This is a genomic window from Streptomyces canus (assembly GCF_030815415.1).
GTDB classification, from domain to species: domain Bacteria; phylum Actinomycetota; class Actinomycetes; order Streptomycetales; family Streptomycetaceae; genus Streptomyces; species Streptomyces canus_F.
In genome coordinates, this window is sequence record NZ_JAUSWW010000001.1 from 9,958,253 (window position 1) to 9,977,090 (window position 18,838).

General features: G+C 68.8%; 22 protein-coding genes and 3 pseudogenes. 11 read left to right on the forward strand and 14 right to left on the reverse strand.

The window, feature by feature from the left end; all coding sequences use genetic code 11:
* Window positions 1–210: 210 nt before the first annotated feature.
* From QF037_RS46440 to QF037_RS46455, 4 genes and pseudogenes are all read right to left on the reverse strand, one after another.
* Window positions 211–606: a GNAT family N-acetyltransferase gene (locus tag QF037_RS46440; protein WP_307036100.1), complete on the reverse strand. Its 396-nt coding sequence runs from the start codon at window positions 604–606 to the stop codon at window positions 211–213.
* Window positions 607–1,085: 479 nt separating this feature from the next.
* Window positions 1,086–1,274 (reverse strand): hypothetical protein, encoded by a 189-nt coding sequence (locus QF037_RS46445; protein ID WP_307036102.1) that lies wholly within the window; start codon window positions 1,272–1,274, stop codon window positions 1,086–1,088.
* A gap of 759 nt (window positions 1,275–2,033) precedes the next feature.
* Window positions 2,034–2,591: pseudogene (locus QF037_RS46450) on the reverse strand (IS30 family transposase); the annotation flags it as partial.
* A 32-nt stretch (window positions 2,592–2,623) separates the two neighbouring features.
* Window positions 2,624–3,286: a GntR family transcriptional regulator gene (locus QF037_RS46455; RefSeq protein WP_307036104.1), complete on the reverse strand. Its 663-nt coding sequence runs from the start codon at window positions 3,284–3,286 to the stop codon at window positions 2,624–2,626.
* Between the two features lie 131 nt (window positions 3,287–3,417).
* Here QF037_RS46455 and QF037_RS46460 point away from each other — a divergent pair, with 131 nt between their 5' ends.
* The 5 genes from QF037_RS46460 to QF037_RS46480 all read left to right on the forward strand — a co-directional run bounded on the left by QF037_RS46460 (window position 3,418) and on the right by QF037_RS46480 (window position 6,859).
* Window positions 3,418–3,849 carry a VOC family protein gene (locus tag QF037_RS46460; protein ID WP_307036106.1) on the forward strand — a complete coding sequence of 144 codons (432 nt, stop codon included), beginning with the start codon at window positions 3,418–3,420 and terminating at the stop codon, window positions 3,847–3,849.
* A 50-nt stretch (window positions 3,850–3,899) separates the two neighbouring features.
* Window positions 3,900–4,553, forward strand: coding sequence for an NAD(P)H-binding protein (locus QF037_RS46465; RefSeq protein WP_307036107.1), 654 nt, complete (start codon window positions 3,900–3,902; stop codon window positions 4,551–4,553).
* A 48-nt stretch (window positions 4,554–4,601) separates the two neighbouring features.
* The gene (locus QF037_RS46470; RefSeq protein ID WP_307036110.1) at window positions 4,602–5,003 is read left to right on the forward strand and encodes a RidA family protein; all 402 of its coding nucleotides are present in this window, start codon (window positions 4,602–4,604) and stop codon (window positions 5,001–5,003) included.
* An 11-nt stretch (window positions 5,004–5,014) separates the two neighbouring features.
* Window positions 5,015–5,464, forward strand: coding sequence for an NAD(P)H-binding protein (locus QF037_RS46475; RefSeq protein ID WP_307036112.1), 450 nt, complete (start codon window positions 5,015–5,017; stop codon window positions 5,462–5,464).
* A 279-nt stretch (window positions 5,465–5,743) separates the two neighbouring features.
* Window positions 5,744–6,859, forward strand: coding sequence for an NADH:flavin oxidoreductase/NADH oxidase (locus tag QF037_RS46480; RefSeq protein ID WP_307036113.1), 1,116 nt, complete (start codon window positions 5,744–5,746; stop codon window positions 6,857–6,859).
* 73 nt (window positions 6,860–6,932) lie between these two features.
* On the opposite strand, the gene QF037_RS46485 is transcribed toward QF037_RS46480, so the two are convergent.
* Window positions 6,933–8,099 carry an RNA-guided endonuclease InsQ/TnpB family protein gene (locus QF037_RS46485; protein ID WP_307020902.1) on the reverse strand — a complete coding sequence of 389 codons (1,167 nt, stop codon included), beginning with the start codon at window positions 8,097–8,099 and terminating at the stop codon, window positions 6,933–6,935.
* Between the two features lie 17 nt (window positions 8,100–8,116).
* On the opposite strand from QF037_RS46485, the gene tnpA reads away from it, so the two are divergent.
* The gene (gene tnpA / locus QF037_RS46490; RefSeq protein ID WP_307036115.1) at window positions 8,117–8,545 is read left to right on the forward strand and encodes an IS200/IS605 family transposase; all 429 of its coding nucleotides are present in this window, start codon (window positions 8,117–8,119) and stop codon (window positions 8,543–8,545) included.
* Between the two features lie 200 nt (window positions 8,546–8,745).
* Window positions 8,746–9,222: pseudogene (locus QF037_RS51225) on the forward strand (DUF6924 domain-containing protein).
* Between the two features lie 293 nt (window positions 9,223–9,515).
* Here the strand turns inward: QF037_RS51225 and QF037_RS46505 are convergent.
* Window positions 9,516–10,064, reverse strand: a pseudogene (locus QF037_RS46505) (helix-turn-helix domain-containing protein); the annotation flags it as partial.
* Between the two features lie 84 nt (window positions 10,065–10,148).
* Window positions 10,149–10,514: a VOC family protein gene (locus tag QF037_RS46510; RefSeq protein ID WP_307036121.1), complete on the reverse strand. Its 366-nt coding sequence runs from the start codon at window positions 10,512–10,514 to the stop codon at window positions 10,149–10,151.
* A 92-nt stretch (window positions 10,515–10,606) separates the two neighbouring features.
* Here QF037_RS46510 and QF037_RS46515 point away from each other — a divergent pair, with 92 nt between their 5' ends.
* From QF037_RS46515 to QF037_RS46525, 3 genes are read left to right on the forward strand one after another with little or no spacing between them, the layout of a single operon-like run.
* The gene (locus QF037_RS46515) at window positions 10,607–11,239 is read left to right on the forward strand and encodes a hypothetical protein (RefSeq protein ID WP_307036123.1); all 633 of its coding nucleotides are present in this window, start codon (window positions 10,607–10,609) and stop codon (window positions 11,237–11,239) included.
* A complete protein-coding gene (locus QF037_RS46520; RefSeq protein WP_307037847.1) occupies window positions 11,196–12,146 on the forward strand; it encodes a hypothetical protein in 951 nt (316 codons plus the stop codon). The genes QF037_RS46515 and QF037_RS46520 overlap by 44 nt, the downstream gene beginning before the upstream one ends.
* Window positions 12,044–12,544, forward strand: coding sequence for a tetratricopeptide repeat protein (locus tag QF037_RS46525; RefSeq protein ID WP_373463995.1), 501 nt, complete (start codon window positions 12,044–12,046; stop codon window positions 12,542–12,544). The genes QF037_RS46520 and QF037_RS46525 overlap by 103 nt, the downstream gene beginning before the upstream one ends.
* A gap of 22 nt (window positions 12,545–12,566) precedes the next feature.
* Here QF037_RS46525 and QF037_RS46530 read toward each other — a convergent pair whose 3' ends face one another.
* Window positions 12,567–12,962 carry a helicase associated domain-containing protein gene (locus tag QF037_RS46530; RefSeq protein ID WP_307036125.1) on the reverse strand — a complete coding sequence of 132 codons (396 nt, stop codon included), beginning with the start codon at window positions 12,960–12,962 and terminating at the stop codon, window positions 12,567–12,569.
* Between the two features lie 502 nt (window positions 12,963–13,464).
* On the opposite strand from QF037_RS46530, the gene QF037_RS46535 reads away from it, so the two are divergent.
* On the forward strand, window positions 13,465–13,896 hold the full coding sequence (locus tag QF037_RS46535; protein ID WP_307036127.1) for a DUF5958 family protein: 432 nt from the start codon (window positions 13,465–13,467) through the stop codon (window positions 13,894–13,896).
* A gap of 660 nt (window positions 13,897–14,556) precedes the next feature.
* On the opposite strand, the gene QF037_RS46545 is transcribed toward QF037_RS46535, so the two are convergent.
* The 6 genes from QF037_RS46545 to paaA form a co-directional block, all read right to left on the reverse strand.
* A complete protein-coding gene (locus QF037_RS46545; protein WP_307036129.1) occupies window positions 14,557–15,051 on the reverse strand; it encodes a hypothetical protein in 495 nt (164 codons plus the stop codon).
* Window positions 15,052–15,121: 70 nt separating this feature from the next.
* Window positions 15,122–16,216 (reverse strand): 1,2-phenylacetyl-CoA epoxidase subunit PaaE, encoded by a 1,095-nt coding sequence (gene paaE / locus QF037_RS46550; RefSeq protein ID WP_307036131.1) that lies wholly within the window; start codon window positions 16,214–16,216, stop codon window positions 15,122–15,124.
* A 2-nt stretch (window positions 16,217–16,218) separates the two neighbouring features.
* Window positions 16,219–16,725 (reverse strand): 1,2-phenylacetyl-CoA epoxidase subunit PaaD, encoded by a 507-nt coding sequence (paaD, locus tag QF037_RS46555; protein ID WP_307036133.1) that lies wholly within the window; start codon window positions 16,723–16,725, stop codon window positions 16,219–16,221.
* Window positions 16,719–17,585: a 1,2-phenylacetyl-CoA epoxidase subunit PaaC gene (paaC, locus tag QF037_RS46560; protein WP_307036135.1), complete on the reverse strand. Its 867-nt coding sequence runs from the start codon at window positions 17,583–17,585 to the stop codon at window positions 16,719–16,721. Before paaC ends, paaD begins: the two co-directional genes overlap by 7 nt.
* Window positions 17,586–17,594: 9 nt before the next feature.
* Window positions 17,595–17,891, reverse strand: a complete 297-nt coding sequence (paaB, locus tag QF037_RS46565; protein ID WP_307036136.1) for a 1,2-phenylacetyl-CoA epoxidase subunit PaaB — start codon at window positions 17,889–17,891, stop codon at window positions 17,595–17,597.
* Entirely contained in the window at window positions 17,888–18,826 is a 939-nt protein-coding gene (gene paaA, locus QF037_RS46570) for a 1,2-phenylacetyl-CoA epoxidase subunit PaaA (RefSeq protein WP_307036138.1), read from the reverse strand. Before paaA ends, paaB begins: the two co-directional genes overlap by 4 nt.
* Window positions 18,827–18,838 lie beyond the last annotated feature (12 nt).

Genomic DNA, 18,838 nt, shown 5'->3' on the forward strand with positions numbered 1-18,838 from the left:
GCCGAACGAGCGATGGTGTACTCCGTGCAACGCACCCCAAGCGACTATTTCGCACCTTTTAAATGATTTTACGCAGACGGAGAAGTCCTGGGCGATCGGCGTTCTCGTGCGGAGACAGCGGCCGGTAGAGGCCGGGGCAGGACGCAGCCCGTGGATCGCCCTCGCCGTGAAGGGCTCGCTGTCCTCGTCGAAACGTCACTGGGTGCCAGGTCAGCGGGGCGGCGGCCAGTGGTCCAGCAGGCCTCGCCACGTTCGCCGGATCGATCCCATGAGGTGGCAGCACAAGGGCCCATCGCGGGGCAAAGCCACCGTGGTCTCCTGGGTCATTGCCAGGAAGAAGGCCCGCCCGTCCCGGGTCTGCAACGTCGTGCTCCACCGGTAGCCCGGGCGACGGGCGAGAAGGGAATGGACGAGCTCGCGGCCCAGCCCCTGGCGCTGCCAGGCGTCGCACACCCAGATGTCCAGTATCCGCCCTGTACGGCACGCCGGACAGGCACGGAACCGCAGCCGGCCAATGAGGTGGTTGTCGGGATCGAGCAGGACGATCCCGGTAGGCGTTCTCGCGGAGGGAGCGGCAAGGCCGTTCCACCACACGGACGGAGCCACCCGGATCACCTCTCCTGGAGTCTTCGGTGGGAACGTAGGCGCTGCCCGCGGTTTCAATGTCGTTCGCCGTTCTGGTCCCTCCTCCTTTCCGCTTCCGCCGCGGTGGACAGGTGGACGACATGGGCGACGAGTGCACCGGCCAGCACCGCCCACCACCCCACCGGCCCGGGCTGGTACGCCACCCCCACCCTCGCGTACGCGGTGAAGCTCGGCTTCGAGGTCGCGCCGCTCGAGGCGTACGTGCGCCGACAGTCCGGCCGCTACCTGGACCCCTGGTACAACCAGCTGCGCGATGCGTACGGGGCAACGATGGCCGAACTCGGTGTCACCACCGCGATGGGCGGGAGCGAGTTCCTGGAGACGATGGCCCACGCCAAGAGCATCGACCCGACGTTGGCGCTGCTGGCGAAGGCGATCAAGGCGACCGCGAAGGGCGGCATTGGCAAGCTGAGGCAGCGCAACAGCGGTCAGGTGCCGTACTACGAGCCGTGGCCGGCGCTGAAGCGGGAGACGTGGCGCCCCGACATCCGGGCCGCCGTGCTCGCCAACCAGCGGGTCTGCATCCACCGCAAGCTGATGAAGGCCGCCGCCGCGGCCGACCTGTACCCGGTCGCGATCAGGGCGAAGACCACGAAGACCGTGCTCACCATGCTGTTGAACAGCAGCATCGCGTGCGAGGTCTGGGCGATGGACGCCAGCTCGGGGCCTGCTTGCAGGCCGGTTGGGCGTCAGTCGACGGGGTCTTCGGTCCATACGGGCGTCCCGGGGAAATCCGGGCCCTTGTTGGCTACTTCCCACTCGTCGTCGCCCGGCAGTATCGCGATCCAGGGAGGCGGTGAGGCCAGCACGTTCCCGACGAGGTCCAGGGCACTGGTGAAGGAGCGCCAGAGGGGATCACATTCCCAGGTGAAGCCCTGCTGGATGTCCCACTCGCCCAGACGGCCTGTCCTGATGGTCGGCCTTGTGGAGGGCGGGGTCGGCCTTGAGGAATCCTGCTCTGTTTCTCGTTCTGGAACCGGAGGAAGTCGTCTCCATCAACACGGCCGCCGAGTGGCTGGGATACCACGTGTAGAAGGCGGAGCTGCTGTTCGTCGTAGAAGTCGGCGCCGGCGATGCGTTCCTTCTCCGGATGGCGGTGCTCCTCCGGCTGGTCCAGCCGGATCTTGTACCAGCGGGCCGCGGTGCCGACGCCCAGACATTGCATCAGCAGGACACGGGGCGGACACGGTGATCACTAGGCGGTCCACGGTCGGTGATCGCCTCCGGCCAGCGGCACCCATACCGTTCCCGAGGGGCCGTGCTCCTCGATGTCTTCCAGGATCCCGGCCCCGAGTTGAGCTTCGAACGGGCGAGGGCTCGACAAGCGGATGCTGCGCGACCATCGCTTGCAGATCTCGGATGCGGGCATCGAGGTGTATTGCCCAGGTTCAAGGAGTCGTCGCAACACTTCCGCTTTGTGCTGGTAGTAGGTGACTGTCGAGAGTCTCGGCGGGTGTCCTCCAGCCAAGGGCCTTGCGATCTGCTGTTGAGGGCCGCGGCGGCGGCAGCGAGGTCCTCGCGGGTATGCCTGCTGAGGTCGGTGCCCTTCGGAGAGTACTGCCGGAGCAGGCCATTGGTGTTCTCGTTCGTTCCTCGCTGCCGGGGACTGTGCGGGTCGGCGAAGTAGATCTCCAGACCGGTGTCGATACGGAGCTTGGCGTGTTGCGCCAGCTCCGAGCCCTGGTCCCAGGTCAGTGACTTGCGGAGCTGGGCGGGCAGGTCGGTGATCGCCTCCGCGAGGGCTTTCCGTACGGCGTGACCGGCCGGTGCGGGACCGTTCTTGGCCCGTGGGGCCGGCCGCCAGTCCGGGCTCGGGGCACCCGGAGTGCCCGGCCGGTGCGCAGGCAGGCGACGAGCTCACGTTTCAGCGCTCCGCGGCCCTGGATGTAGAGGGCCTGGTAGATCGCCTCGTGCGAGATGCGCATGGACTCATCATCAGGGAAGTCGGCCGTCGGCCGGTGGGGGCGTTTGCCGACACTCAGGCAGTGGTTCCGGCGACCACGTCGACGGCGTGGCGCCGGTGTGCTGCGAAGAGGTCGAGGGCGGTGTTGGTGTCCCGGGCGCGCAGTGCGGTGACGAGTCCGTGGTGCTCGCGCGGGATGCAGTCGAGGTAGCCGGCGGTGCTGCGGCTGATCCGGGTCAGCAGGAACAGGTGGACCTGGCACCGTATGCCGTCCCAGGCGTCGGCGAGGCGCTGGTGCCCGGCGGCGGCGAACACCGCGTCGTGGAAGGCGATGTCCAGGCGCACCATCTCGTGCGCATCGCCGGCCCGCTCCATCATGTCGGCCGTCTTCGCGATGGACGCGAGGTCCTCGTCAGAGGCGCGGACGATCACCTGGCGGACGGCGAGATCCTCCAGTGCGCCGCGCAGGCTGTCGAGCTCAGCCACGTCCTCGGCGGACAGCGTCGTCACCGTCGTGCCCCGGTGCCACGCACAGTGCACCAGGCCCTCGCGCTCCAGCAGCCGCAGCGCCTCGCGCACCGGGCCGCGGCTGACATCCATCTCGCCGGACAGCTCCACCTCGCGCAGCTGCTCGCCCGGGGCGTAGGCCCCGTTGAAGATGGCCTCGCGGATACGGTCCGCAACCTCGTCAGCCAGACCCCGGCGGCGAGCCGGGGCCACCTTGCCCTGATCACTCATGCCCGCATTACACCTCCTCCACCAATGACCTAATGTTAACATTCAGGCGTTGTCGTGATGTCAACATTAGGACAAGCCGAGCGGGATCGCCGCCCACGAGCCCCTCCGCTCCCCGGCAGGAAGGCAGTGCCATGACCGTTCTCGACTCCCCGATCCCCCGCTTCCATCTGGCCGTGCCGGTCGACGACCTGGCTGCCGCGCGCCGCTTCTACGGCGACGTCCTGGGCCTGGAGCAGGGCCGCAGCGCTGACACGTGGGTGGACTGGAATCTGCACGGCCACCAGTTCGTCACGCACCTCGCGCCGGAGCGCGCGCAGCGCATACACAACCCGGTCGACGGCCACGACGTACCCGTGCCGCACTTCGGTCTGGTCCTGACGGTCGAGGCCTTCCAGCAGCTTGCCGAGCGGCTGCGGGTGGCGGGCACCGAGTTCGTCATCGAGCCGTACGTGCGTTTCGCGGGCCAGAAGGGCGAGCAGTGGACGATGTTCCTCCTCGACCCGGCAGGCAACGCGCTGGAGTTCAAGGCGTTCGCCGACGACTCCCAGGTGTTCGCCGCCTGACCGGCGGCCGGCACCACTCACCCCTCACACGCGAAAGACTGGACGAGCTCATGAAGGTGTTCCAGATCGGCGCCGCCGGAGGAGTCGGCCGCCGCCTTACTCAACTCCTCACCGCACGCGGTGACTTTGTGACCGGCATGCACCGCGGGCCCGCTCAGGGTGAGACGGTGCGGGCGGCCGGCGGGAATCCGGTGGTCGGTGATCTCATCGCCGACTCGGTCGAGGATCTGGCCAAGAAGATGCGCGGCCATGACGCCGTGGTCTTCTCGGCCGGCGCACATGGCACCGGTCAGGACAAGACGACCCTCATCGACGGCCGTGGCCTTCAAAAGACCGCCGACGCGGCCGCACTCGCCGGGGTGTCGCGGTTCGTTCTCGTCTCGGTGTTCCCCGACGCGCTGCGTGACGGGGAACGCAGTGAGGGCTTCGAGCACTACATCAAGGTCAAGAAAACCGCCGACGTCTATCTGACGCGCACCGATCTGGACTGGCTGATCGTCCGTCCCGGAACCCTTCTGGACACCCCCGGCACCGGCCGTGTCACCGCCGGTCCCGCCGTCGAGTACGGCGACGTGCACCGCGACGACGTCGCCGCGTTCCTCGACGCCGTCCTGCACGCGCCTGCCCTCAGCCGCGTGATCGTCGAGCTCACCTCCGGTGACACCCCCGTCGCGGACGCCGTCGCCCGCCTCGCGGCCGCCTGAGCTCCCACCCGCACCTCATTCACAGAACCATCAGCAAGGAGAAGCACCATGACCGCCATGGATTCCTACAGCCACGACGTCTCCGGTGAGAAGGAGTTCGGTTTCGCCCAGGCCATCAAGGTCGGCGACACGATCTACGTCTCCGGGCAGCTCTCGCACGACGAGCAGGGCAACTTCCTCTACCCGGGCGACTTCGACGCCCAGCTGAAGCAGTCCTACGCCAACTTCGAGAAGGTGCTCGCCCACTACGGCGCCACCCGCAACCAGGTCGTCTCCGAGACCCAGTTCATCGTGGACCTGCCGCGGTACAACATGGCGATGGCCGCGGCGAACCTGGCCTACTTCGGCGACCACCGCCCCACCAGCTCCACCATCGGCGTCGCATCGCTGTTCTTCCCGGGCCAGCTCATCGAGGTCAACTTCGTCCTCGATACCCGCCTGCCGGCCTGATCATGAAGGTCGTGATCGCCGGAGGGCACGGCAAGATCGCCCTCCTCCTGGAACAGCTCCTGTTCCGGCGCGGCGATGCGGTCACCGGCCTCACCCGCAACCCGGCCCAGGCCGAGGCGCTGGAGAAGGCCGGAGCCCAGGCCCGGCTGATGGATCTGGAGAAGGCCACCAGCGACGAGGCCGCCCGGCACCTGACGGGTGCCGACACGGTGGGTTTCGCCGCCGGGGCGGGTTCTGGGAGTTCGGTGGGCCGTAAGGACAGCGTGGACCGCGGCGCGGCGAGCCTGCCGGCGGACGCCGCCGAGAGCGCCAGAGTCGGACGCTACCTGCTGCACTTCGCCATGGGCACCTATCTACGGGTTGTCGACGACGAGAGCCTCGACCCGGTCTTCCGTGCCTATCTGCGGGCCAAGCTCGCGGCCGAGAACGCCTCCGGTCCCGGACCGGGCTCCAGGCGATGATCGTCCGCTCGACGACACACCCGGCATCGGCCGGGTCACGCTCGCCGAGCAGACCGGCCCCGGCTCCATCTCCCGGGCCGATGTCGCCGCCATCTTGCTGGCGCTGCTCGACGAACTGCGTCTGAACGGCCGGACCGTCGAGGTCATCGGGGGCGCCGCCCCCCATCGCGGACGCCGTGGCAGCCCATGCCGCCCGCTGTACCGGCGCTCCGCATCTCAACTCATCTCCCCGTCGACGGCTGTCCCGGCCGGCGATACCCCACCTGAAAGAGAAGCACCGTGAGCACTCTGTTCACCCCCCTCAAGCTGCGCTCCCTCCAGATACCCAACCGGGTGTGGATGTCGCCGATGTGCATGTACTCCGCCCCGCCCACGGGCCCGGAGACCGGCGCGCCGACCGACTTCCACCTCACCCACCTGGCCTCGCGCGCCGCCGGTGGCGCGGGCCTGGTCATGGCCGAGGCCACCGGGGTCCGTCCCGACGGGCGGATCAGTCCCTGGGACCTGGGCCTGTGGAATGACCACCAGCAGGAGGCGTTCTCCCGGATCACCGCGGCCATCAAGGCGCACGGCGCCGCCCCGGCGATCCAGCTCGCCCACGCAGGCCGTAAGGCGTCGGTGGACAAGCCCTGGCTGTCCGAACGGTGCGTACCCGAGAGCGAGGGCGGCTGGCAGACAGTGGCGCCCAGCGCGGTCGCGTACGACGGCCTGCCCGTCCCGCACGAACTGACCGTGGCCGAGATCCGGCAGCTGGTAGCTGACTTCGCCGATTCCGCCCGCCGCGCGCTGACCGCCGGCTTCGATGTCGCCGAGGTGCACGGTGCCCACGGCTACCTGATCAATTCGTGCCTCTCCCCGGCCTCCAACCACCGCACCGACGCCTACGGCGGCAGCTTCGAGAACCGGATCCGCTTCGCCCTGGAAGTCGTCGACGCGGTGCGCGCCGTGTGGCCCGCCCAGCTGCCGGTCTTCTTCCGCACCTCGGCCACCGACTGGCTGACCGAGAACCCCGAGGACACGCGCGAGGGCTGGACCGGTGAGGACACCGTCCGCCTCGCCAAGGAGCTGACCGCTCACGGCGTCGATCTGCTCGACGTGTCCACCGGCGGCGTGGTCCGCGACGCCAAGATCGTCGCCGGGCCGAGCTACCAGGTGCCCTTCGCCGCCCAGGCCCGCCAGGCCACCGGCATCCCCACCGCCGCCGTCGGCATGATCACCGACCCCCGCCAGGCCGAAGAGATCATCACCTCCGGGCAGGCGGACGCCGTACTGCTCGGCCGTGAACTGCTGCGCGACCCCTACTGGCCGCAACACGCCGCCCGCGCACTCGGCGCCGAGCCGCGCTGGCCCGACCAGTACGCCTACGTCGTCAAACGCCGCAAGCAGTCAACTTGACCCGGCCCTAAAGGACCGGGCTTGGAGGTAGCGCCCAACTGGCTGCTGGGTTGACTCCTCCGTCCAGACACCCCTATCGGGTGGCAGGGACGCGTGACTCACGCCCCGCGTTCCACACGTTCTCGCCACGGGTGGCGATGTTGTGGGAAGCATTCCGGTCGGCGTGGGCAACGACCCCGCACCCCCGGCAGATGAAAAGTCCCTGGTCGACACGGTTGCGTTTGTCGACGTGGCCGCACTCGGTGCATGTCTGGGACGTGTACGCGGGATCGACGATGACCAGGGGCACTCCTGCCCGCTTGGCCTTGTAGATGATGAAGTCTGCGAGTTGGGCGAAGGACCAGGAGTGGAGCGCGACCCGTTGGGGCTTGCGGAGCCGTACCCTCTGCCGGATTCCCTTGAGTTCTTCCAGGGAGATCCCGGCCGAGGTGCGTTCAGCCTCGATCACGATCGTCTTGGCGATGATGTGGTTGGTGTTCTTGACGTGCCGCGCCTCGCGGCGGGAGCGCTCCTTGAGCCGGCGCTTGGCGGACTTGGTGCGCTTCTTCTGGAGCTTGGCCCGCAAGGCAAGCTGCCTCTTGCGATACCGGTTCAGGGCGCGTCCGGCGGCCTGGTAGCCGGTGGATGTGGTGACGATGTTGACGATGCCGAGGTCCACGCCGATGAAACCGTCCGGCTCGTACGTCTCGGCCTCGGGAACCTCACACGTGGCGATCAGATAGAAGACGCCGTCACGCTCGATCAGGTCGGACTCGCCCTTGCGGTACTGCTGGAGCACCTTGAGCGCGTCCGCCGAGCACACGAACCGCACACCCTTCAACCGGCCTTCGGTGGTCCAGATCGAGACCGTCCGCTGGTCGTACTGCCAGCTCAAACACCGGTCGTCATACGGCTGCGCGGCATCGCGACGGAACGTGATCGGCTTCGACTCCGCCTTGCGGCGGCGCTTCGACTTCGGCTTGCCGAGGTTACCGGCCCGGATGTTCGCCCTCAAGGTGGTGTAGGCGTCGCGCACCTTCTTGATGGTGTGCTGGGCGGCCTGCGCCCCGAGACCTTTGGCCTTGAGGCGCGGGTAGGTGTGCTTGCGCAGCTCGTACTCACGCGGCACCCCGTAGGCGAACGCCACTTCGGAGACCCAGCACGCCAGATCGTTGACCGTGCGCAGGGTCGCGGACAGCGCGGTGGCCTGCTCGGCCTCCGGCATCAGCTTCACCTGCGTCACGATCTTCACGACGATCATCGTACTACAGTTGGTCTATGTCACCACGCTGGGAGCCAAACCCCAACATTCACAGGGGCCGCACGGTCGTCTACACCCTTCACGCCCATTTGGTCTTCACACCCAAGTACCGGCGCGGACCGTTCACCGACGAGATCCTTACGCGCTGCGAAGAGATCATGCGGGCCGTGTGCGCCGACTTCGAAACCGAGCTGGTGGAGTTCAACGGCGAGCGTGATCACGTCCACCTGCTCGTGCACTACCCGCCCAAGGTCGCCATCTCGCGGTTGGTCGGCTCCCTCAAGGGGGTGTCCGCCCGCAGACTCCGCCAGGAGTTCCCCGGCCACATCCGCAAGTACCTGTGGGGCGACCACTTCTGGTCCCCGTCCTACTTCGCCGCATCCTGCGGCGGCGCACCGCTAGAGATCATCAAGGAGTACATCGAGAACCAGAAGCGACCCGACTGAGGGCAACAGTGCAGACCCGTGCGCCCGTGCAGGTCACCCTTATCTTGAGAAGCGCTTCCTCCCGGGCGTGAACGCCCGGGGTTCCGCGCTAGATCATGCTGAATCGGCGGATGCTCATTCTCTCGGTGATGAAGATTCTTGAAAACGGCCTGTGAGACAGTCGGGCACGGCTCAGCGATCGTCACCGAGGAGAAGGATCCATGAGAGCGTTGCCTGCGGTCACTGGTCGTGATGAGTTCGATGCCCTGGTCGTTAGAATCGACTACCACGACGACCAGGCGTGGCAGGACGTCGCGGCGGCGCTGATGCAGCCCTGGGGAGACAGGCAGTGCGAGGCGCACGTCCACTTCATAGACGATCCGGCCTGGGCAGGGGCGACCGTTGACGAGGTGCTGACTGCGGTCTGAGCCGACGACAACCTGGCCGTTGTCTTTCTCGCCGACCTTACAACCATGCAGGCCGAGAGCCATCCGCTGCTGGCGGTCACCACGCTGACGCAGGAGGAGCGCGTGGCCAAAGAGGACTACGAACAGCTGACCGAGTTCGGCCGCGATTTCCGCACCATCCCCGCAGGGGTCCACGACGTCCACGCGAACCTGAGCATCGGCAACCTGGGCTTCGAAGAGTACGCGGCATGGGCTCACGATGATCCCGAGGGGATGTACCGGTCCTTCTGAATGGGGCTCCCGAAACTGCGGGCGGAGCCGAAATCGAGAACCTTCATCATCGGCGGTCTGCTCGATCTGGTCGTCGAGCAGGTTCTGGGCGATGGTCGCGTAGCGGCTCGCGGCGGTGTGGGACAGGTTGAAGACGAGGGCGAGGTGCAGCGGGTCGGCGCCGACGGTCAGGGCCTCGTGCAGTACCCGGTGGCTGTCGGCCGGCTGGGTCTCCGCTGGGGTCGTCGGCCAGCTCCATGGCCGCGGTGATGCGCTTGCCCACCGGTTCGCGGTGGATACAGAAGGTCTGGGAGCAGGTAGACGTACCCACGCTTCGCCCCGGCCGACTTCGCCCGACCGACGACCTTGGCCTGATCGCTGTCCCGGCCGTGGATCCGCCACCCGCCGCCATCAGGGATCCGGCCGACCTTCTTCACATCCAGGTGCACCATGTGTCCGGGCCAGCGGGCGGTGATCTTCCCCGGCTTCCGGTTGTTCTCGCCGCCCGGGTCGATGAAGCGGCGTTTGCCGAGGCCGAGTCGGGTCAGGTGTCGGCTCACGGTTCGCCGGTTGATCACAAACCCGATACTCACAAGTTCGTCGGTGATCCGTTGCGCGGACCACTTGCGCTCGCGGCGCCAGGACTCGATCTGCTCGATGACCCATGCTGGAGTCGCGTTCGGACCCCGGTGCGGGCTCGACGGCTGGTCTTGCAATCCTGCATCGCCGTGTAGCCGCCAGCGATTTACCCACTTGCTGGCGCATGCGCGGGAGGTGCCCATCTCAGCGGCGACGTGGGCGATGGGACGTGTCTGGCACCGCTTCACGAGCCGCCTACGGCCCTCGACGCTCAGGGGGCGCATTCGCGTGGAACACTCGTCGTCCTCTCGAGGTCAGACAACGGCAGGCGCGCACGACAGGTGTCGCGCCTGCCGCATTGTGGCCTTTCAGCCCCGCGGTGCGACACGGATACGGTTCCCGTCAGGATCGGCTGCGAGGAAGGTCAGCCCGAACCCCGCATCATGTGGCTCCTGCAGGATCGTGACGCCTTTGGACTGCCACTGCTTGAAGATCGCATTGATCTCGTCGGGCCCATCGTTGCTGGCCAGGCACACCTCACTGGTACGCGGGACGTCCGCTGACAGATCCTCGAACTGGCCGGACCACACAGCGAGGTCAGCGCCTGGCCCGAGGTCGAAGGTGATGTATCCCGGAGTCTCGAACGACGGGCTCATGCCGAGGAGGTCGCCGTAGAAGCGCGCTGCGGCGGGAGCGTCGTTCACATAGACGATGGACACGACGGATGTGGTCATGATTGTTCCTTCTCACAGGTCGTAGGTACGCATCCACCAGCCTCACCGGGATATGCGCCGCATCATGTCGCAATTCCTGAAAGACTTGGCGTGTGACCCCAGAGCGCTTCTTCTCCCTGATGCTGCTCTCGCATCGAGGGATGCCGTGCACCCACGGGGTGTTGCGACAGGTCGGCGCAAGTAGCCCCCGCCTGCCGGGGAGTCTGCCGCGGGTGCGGAACCTGCTGGCCCGTAACGCGGCTTTCACCGGCCGCGACAGCCTTCTGGTCCACCTGCGTCAGGCGCTGGCGTCCGATCAGCGGGTTGCGGTCCAGGCCCTGCACGGCCGCGGCGGGCTCGGGAAAACACAGTTGGCGATCGAGTACGCGCACCGGTTTGCCGGCGAGTACGAACTCGCCTGGTGGATCGCGGCGGAAGACCCGGCCCTGATCCCCGGCCAGCTCGCCCAGCTCGCTGCCCGGGTTGGCGCCGCGCCCGCCGGCACGGCGCCTGCCGAGGCGGTCGAGCTGCTGCTGGGTGAGCTGGGAACGATGTCGCGCTGGCTGCTGGTCTTCGACAACGCCGAAGACCCCAGCGCCCTGGCCCCGTTCCTGCCCGGCGGCTCCGGGCATGTGCTGATTACTTCCCGCAACCCCCACTGGCGTACCTACGCCGTCCCCCTGGACGTCGACAACCTTGCCCGTGCCGAATCCATCGCCCTGCTGCCAGGGCGCGGTCCTCCCTGATGCGGACGCTGATCACCTCGCCGCCACTTTGGACGACCTCCCCCTGGCGCTTGCCCAGACCGCCGCGCTGCTCACCCGGGGTTTGTCGGCGGCCGATCTGCAGGCCGAACTCGCGCGCAGCATGCATGAGGTGCTGGCGGAGGGCTGTCCGGATGACTATCCGGTGTCCCTGGCCGCACAGGTCCGCCTCACCAGCTCCCGCCTGGCAGCCGAGCATCCGGGCGCTGCCGCCGTGCTGGCCGCTCTCGCCCTGCTGGCTCCCGAGCCCTTTCCCCTGACCGCATGCGTCGGCCACCTGCCCGGTCAGACCTCTCCCGCCCTGAGCGAGGCCTTGGTGTCGCGGCTGAGTGCCGGGAGTGTGGTGGAGGCGATCGCCCGGCACAGTCTGGCCCGTACCCAGAACGGCACCCTCCAGCTGCACCGCCTGACGCAGGCGGTGCTGGCCGACCAGCTCACCCCGCCCCAACGCGAGCAGGCACAGCGGGATGCGGAAGACCTCCTGACTGCGGCTGCCCCCGCAGACACGTCCGATCCGGTGGGGTGGCCGGTGTGGCAGGTGCTGCTGCCGCACCTGCTGATTGTGGACCTGGCCTCCCTCACCACCACAGGAGGACGGCGGGCGATGCTCGGCGCGTGCTGGCACCTGAGGGACCGCGGCCAGCCCCGCCCCGCACGGGACCGCCTGCAGCGCCTGTACGACATGTTGTTGCAGCAGCTGGGCCCCGACCACGACGCCACCCTGGCGGCCGCCAACGACCTGCCCGTGCCTACTACGACACCCAGGACCATGAACAGGCCCGCGCCCTGGACGAAGACACCCTCCAACGCCGCCGACGCCTCTACGGCGATGACCACCCCGACACCCTGGCCAGCGCCGACAACCTCGCCAACGGGCTCAGTGCACTAGGTCGGTGTGAGGAGGCGCTGGCCTTGCGCGAGGAAACGCTGGCAGGTCGGCGGCGGGTGCTGGGCATGGATCATCCCGGCACCCTGCGTACGGCGCACAACCTGGCCAGCGATCTGGCGGATGTGGGCCGGGTGGAGGAGGCGGTGGTGTTGTGCGAAGAGACGCTAGAGCGCCAGCAACGGGTGCTGGGTGTGGATCATCCCGGCACCCTGCTCACGGCGTCCAATCTGGTGATCCGGCTGGCGGAGGTGGGTCGGGTGGGGGAGGCGGTCGTCTTGTGTGAGGAGACGTTGGAGTGTCAGCGTCGGGTGCTGGGGGAGAAGCACTCTGACACCCTGCACTCTGTTGAGGTATTGGAGTGGGCGAAGGGGCAGCGGGTGGACGGCGGGGAATCCTGACCCTGTCGGTGCCCACGCCCGTCTACCAACGCATGCCGAGGGCATCGAGGTCCGCCCGCCGCTCTGCAGACTGCTTTCCGGCGCGGCGGCGGGTGTTGTCGAGGAACGCCCCGAGTTTGATCTCTTCGCCGCCGACGATCTCGATGTGTTTGCGTGCCGGTTGCAAGTGCCCTTCGCGGGCGTGGAACTGGCGTGCGGCCGCAAGGTTGGCCGCCCACCGGTCGTCCTGTGACCGCCGTGCTGAGACTGCTGCCACAGACTCGCTGTCGGGATCGATGCCGAGGCTCTCCAGCAGGTACCGCTGCGCGGGAACGAGCCTGTCCCACCCGGCTACCTGTCCGGCGATCCACACGGCGAGGTCTTCGTCCTGGGCGACGACGTCTCCCGGCCCGGCCGGGAGCGCGCCCCCGGCTTGCACGTGCGCGAGGGTGAGCCGCTAGCAGCGCTGCCAGCCGATCTCCCACTCCGGCGCCTCTATGGGTTCTTGGCCTCGGTGCGGCTGCGCTGCTCGTTCCGGCAGAACAATTGGCCGTTGCGTGCCAGACTGTTCGTGCGCCCGCCAGGCTCCCCCGTCTTGGCGGGCGCAGCTCTGTCGAGGTGCTCTTTCGTGGGGCGAGAAAGCAGGACCGTGTCGACGGCGTGTGCCGCGGACCCACCCGGGCCCCGTCTGGCTGTGTCGGCTTCTTCGGGAGTCGTTTCGGTGTGACTTCGGGAGTCGTTGGCGGCCAGTTGCTTAGTCGATGTCAGCGGCTTTTGATGTCGCTCAAGTGCTCTGGGGCGTCTTACGAGCCGCGGTGTGGGAGTCCTGCGGGGCTGCCAGATCTCGGGAGCGGAGCGGACTGTCCCCGGTACCCGCCCGCGCTGTCTCGGGTGTGGATGCCGGCCTTCGCCCGGAACCTGCATCGTGAAATCATCAAGCGATGACCGAACCAAGCAGCGACGACAGCCGCACCTTCCGGCGCGAGACCGAGCGGGTCGTCAACGAGATCGCCCAGGGTCTCCGCACGTTGGACGCTGGTGTGGGCTGGTTCTCCGATCTCGCCCCGACACGCCGGCAGGAGGTTCTGCAGGAAGTCGCCGGCTATGCGATGCAGGCGCACATTACGACTGCGGACGGCCGTGCGGGGGTGGCGCGGTCCGGTGTGAAGCCCACGGCCAACCCCTCGGTGATGATCTGCATGGACCCGCCCCGATATGGGTTCGCGGGCCTCCCCTCCGCCGAACACGTCACGGCATTCCGCGTCCTCGTTTCCGTGTTCGCCGTTGCGGACGCGCGCCGCCGCGAGACGTACTGCAAAGGCGCCTGCGGACATGCGTGGCACAACCTGCCGGCGGGAACCGAGCAGCCGTAGGTCGGCCATTCCGGCTCTGGCTCGGCTGGTTATCGGGCGGCCCCTCCCATGTGGCGCCCGGTCAGCTGACCTGGGCTCGTTCGGCTTGGGCCTTGGTGTGAGCGAGGCGGTAGGACTCGGTACCGGTCTGGATGATGGCGCCGTTGAACGTGAGCCGGCCGACGATGGCCGACGCACCCCGACCAGGGCAGGGGAGCAGGCCGGGACCGCTGAGGGATGTCAACCAGCCGACGGGTGCGGGTGCTGGTGCGGAAGGTGTGTGAGCTGGAGGACCGGGAGGTTGCGCAGTCGGAGATTGCTCGATGCCCGCGACGCCGCCCCGCTGCCGGCCTGGCTCGACCAGCTCGCGGCCTCCGGCCCTTCTGCCTTGGCGAGCCTGGCCAACGCCATTCGCGAAGGCGAGCTGGCAAGTCGTACAGGGGATCACCACCCCGTTCAACTCCGGCGTCAACGAAGGCCGGATCACTGACCTGAAGCTCCAGAAACGGATCATGGCCGGCCACGGCGGCGTTCCGCTCTTGCGCCACCGCGTCGCTCATGGCCCACCTTGGCACACCCGGATTTCACGGAAATATTGCCAGGGCCGAGAATGTGCTCAGTGAGGTACGGATGAACGTGCTCAGCGAGATGACAGGCTGTTCGCTCGGCTCGGTGGGCGGATCACATGCTGCCGAAGAACCGCGTCCACCACGTGGGCCGAGCTGCGAAGTGTTCCAGCGCGCTGGGGCCCTTGTAGTCGCTCTCCAGTAGTTCTTCGGGGACGCTCACGTAGCTGAGTTCGGTCAGGGCCTGCTCCACTGTGGCGAGGTCGGCGGGATCCAGCGCGCCCTCCTCACGGGCATCGTCCGTGCTGAGGAAGGCCCCCGGATTGTCGGCGCATACCTCGGCGAGGGAGCCGAACTTGCTCACGCAGACCACGATCCGTGTTCCGCAGACCGTTGCAACTGCGGGCACGCGGATGCGCCCGTACTCACTGGAGTCCTGGGTGTCCCGCTCGGACTCGCACGGGGCGCCGAAGTCCGCTTCGAGTCGGCGGACCAGCCTGCTGAACGCGAGGCTGGTCGCGGCGCGGTCGTAGTGCAGCGGTTGTTCCAGCCGTTCGGGGTCGTCGAGTTCGTGCAGGAGGGCCAGCAGTTCCGTCTCGCTCATTGCCATCCGCCCATCCTGCCGCCCGGTGGGCGACGACCGCCCAGCGGAACACCCGCTGTTCCTCCGGTCAGACGGCTCAACCGTCGAAGTCGACCGTGAGGGTGTCGGAGGCGGCATAGGTCTGGCAGGTGAGGACATAGCCCGCGGAGATCTCAGCCGGTTCCAGGGCGTAGTTGCGGCGCATGTCGGCGCCGCCGTGGGTGACGAGGGCGCGGCAGGTTCCGCAGACGCCGCCCTTGCACGCGAACGGCAGGTCGGGCCGGACCTGCTGGGCGCCGTCGAGGACGGTGCGGTGGCGTGGCGCGGTGAACGTGGTCGCCCGGCCGTCGAGGACCACGGTGACCTCGCTGCCGGGGCCTCGGCCGGTGACGTCTTCGCGGTCGGTAGTGGTCGCCGCGGGCGGTTCCTCGTCCGCGTGGAACAGCTCCTGGTGGACGCGGTCCGTCGGGACGCCGAGTCCGGTCAGGAGCGCGCGCGTTTCGCGCACCAGGCCTTGCGGGCCGCACAGCCACCAGTGGGCGACCTCCCGGATGTCCACGAGAGCGCCCAGCAGTGCGGTGAGCCGTGCCGTGTCGAGGCGGCCGGAGAGCAACTCGGCCTCGCGCGGCTCGCGGGACAGGACGTGGGCGAGCTGGAAACGGGCCGGGTACCGGTCCTTCAGGTCGGCGAGTTCGTCCGCGAACATCACGGTGCCGGTGCGCCGGTTGCCGTACAGGAGTGTGACGCGCGCGTCCTCGTCCGCGGCGAGGACGGACGCGGCGATGGACAGCATCGGCGTGACACCGGACCCGGCGGCGACGAGTACTTGGTGGCCGAAGCCGCCGGCACTGGTCGGGTCCGGGGTGAACGCGCCGACCGGAGCCATGACCTGCAAAGTGTCCCCGGGACGTACGCCGTGCACGAGCCACGAGGAAAACAGGCCGCCCGGTACCACGCGGACGCCGATGCGCGGCGGCGTTCCGGCCGGTGAGCAGATCGAGTACGAGCGCCGCTCGTCGCGACCGTCGATCTCGCGTCGCAGGGTGAGGCACTGACCGGGCCGGAACGCGAACTCGGCGGCCATGCGGTCGGGGACGTCGAAGGTGAGAGCGGCCGCGTCGGCGCACAGCGGTTCCACGGCGGACACCCGCAGGGCGTGGAAGGAGGGGCGGCGGGACCTCGAGCGGGGCATGGTCAAGGCAGGTCCTTCACGTGGGGGAACGGCTCCAGGCAGGTGCGGCAGCGCCGGAGCGCCGTGCAGGCGGTGGCGGCGAAGCGCGAGATCTCCTCGGTGTCGGCCGAGGCACAGTGTGGGCAGGGAACCTCGGGCGGTGCGAGGGTCAGGCTTACCCAGGTCGGGCCCGGGGCGATGCGCGGGCCGGGCGGTGCGATGCCGTGCTCCGCCAGTTTGCGGCGGCCCTCGTCGGTGATCCGGTCGGTGGTCCACGGCGGGTCGAGCACCGTGACCACCCGGACGTCGGCGAAGCCGGCGGCCAGCAGCCGGGCCGTCACCTCGGCGCGCATCTCGGCCACGGCGGGGCAGCCCGCGTACGTCGGGGTGAGCCGTGCGACGACGGTTCCCTCCGGCGTCACCTCGACGCCGTGCAGCACGCCGAGGTCGGCGAGCGTCAGCATCGGCAGTTCGGGGTCCGCGACCTCGGCGGCGATCCGCGACGCCCGCTCCGGCGACGCCGTCACCACGACGCGTCCGGGTGGGCGCGGGCGACGCTCTGCAGTTCGGCGAGGAGGGGCGGCAGGTGCGGGGTGTGCTGTCCGTTCCTGCCGGAGCCCGGGACCGGGGGCGCCGTCACGTCGAGCGGGGACACCTCTTCGGACCGGTTCAGCCCGGCATCGGCCAGCACGTGGAACAGCTCAAGGTGGGTCCGTGCGGCGACGGCGGCCGGATCCGCGCCCAGGCGCGCGGCCGCACGGTCCGTCAGCAGCTCGTCCAGCCAGGGGGCGAGGGCGTCCAGCGCGGCCCGCACGCGTCCGGCGGACTCGGTAGTGCCGTCGCCGAGCCGTACCGTCCACTCTGCGGCCCAACGCCGGTGGTAGGCAAGCTCCTTGGCGCTCTTGGCCGCGATCGCGGCCAGCACCGGGTCGGGTGCGTCGGTGAGCGCCTCGCACACGGCCAGCCGCCAGACGGACAGCACCAGCAGGCGGGCGACGGTGAAGGCGAAGTCGCCGCCCGGGAGTTCGGCGAGGCGTATGTTGCGGAAGTCCTCCGGGTCGCGGAAGTAGGCGTACGCGTCCTCGCCGCGTCCCGTGCCGTCGGCCCGACCGGCCCTGGCGTACAGCAGACGGGCCTGGCCGAGGAGGTCCAGGCCGATGTTGGCCAGCGCCAGCTCCTCCTCCAACTCCGGGGCGCGGGTGCACCATTCGGCCAGCCGCTGCGCGGACACCAGGGCGTCGTCACCGAGCGCCAGACAACAGGCGGCCAGGTCTTCGGCGTCCACCCCGTCGGGCACCGCCTGGTCGACGCCGTACAGCGGGTCGGTGAACCCGGTGCCGAACGCCCACCGCGCGCCGTCGCCGTCGACGTACAGGTCCTCGTCGGTCATGCGCTGCTCCTAGATGTGCGGGATGTCGTCGGGGATGTCGTAGAAGGTCGGGTGCCGGTAGACCTTGTCGCCGCTGGGTGCGAAGAAGGGGTCCTTCTCGTCGGGCGCGGAGGCGGCGATGGTGTCCGAGCGCACGGCCCAGATGCTCACGCCCTCGTTGCGCCGCGTGTAGAGATCGCGGGCATGCAGCAGGGCCATCTCGTCGTCGGCGGCGCGCAGGGAGCCGACGTGCACGTGGTTGAGCCCGCGCTTGCCGCGGACGAACACCTCGTACAGCGGCCAGTCGCCGGTGCTCTTCGGGCTCATGCCGCCGCCCCTTCCCGCAGCCGGGCCGTCCGCTTGGCGGCGTGCGCGGCGGCGGCCCGCCGCACCCAGGCGCCCTCCTCGTGCGCGGCCCGGCGACGGGCGATCCGCTCGGCGTTGCACGGTCCGTCACCGGAGACGACCCGCTTCAGCTCGTCCCAGTCGGGGGCGGAGAAGTCGTGGTGGCCGCGCTCCTCGTTCCACTTCAGGTCCCGGTCGGGCAGGGTGACGCCGAGTTTCTCGGCCTGCGGGACGGTCATGTCGACGAAGCGCTGCCGCAGTTCGTCGTTGGTGTGCCGCTTGATCCTCCAGGCCAGGGACCGTGCCGAGTTGGGGGAGTCGTCGTCGGGCGGGCCGAACATCATCAGGGAGGGCCACCACCAGCGGTCGACGGCGTCCTGCACCATGGCGCGCTGTGCGTCGGTGCCGCGCATCATGGTCAACAGCAGTTCGTAGCCCTGCCGCTGGTGGAAGGACTCCTCCTTGCAGACGCGGACCATGGCGCGTCCGTACGGGCCGTAGGAAGTGCGGCACAGCGGGACCTGGTTGCAGATGGCCGCCCCGTCCACGAACCAGCCGATCACTCCGACGTCGGCGAAGTTGCGGGTGGGGTAGTTGAAGATCGAGGAGTACTTCTGGCGGCCGTCGATCAACCGCTCCGTCAGGTCGGTGCGGTCGGCGCCGAGGGTCTCGGCCGCCGAATAGAGGTAGAGCCCGTGGCCTGCCTCGTCCTGCACCTTGGCGAAGAGGATCGCCTTGCGGCGCAGCGACGGCGCCCGGGTGATCCACTCGCCCTCCGGCTGCATGCCGATGATCTCCGAGTGGGCGTGCTGGGCGATCTGGCGGACGAGCGTGGCCCGGTAGGCGCCGGGCATCCAGTCGCGGGGTTCGATGCGCCGGTCATGGGCGATGGTGTCCTCGAACGCGGACAAGTTCATGGAGTCGGACGC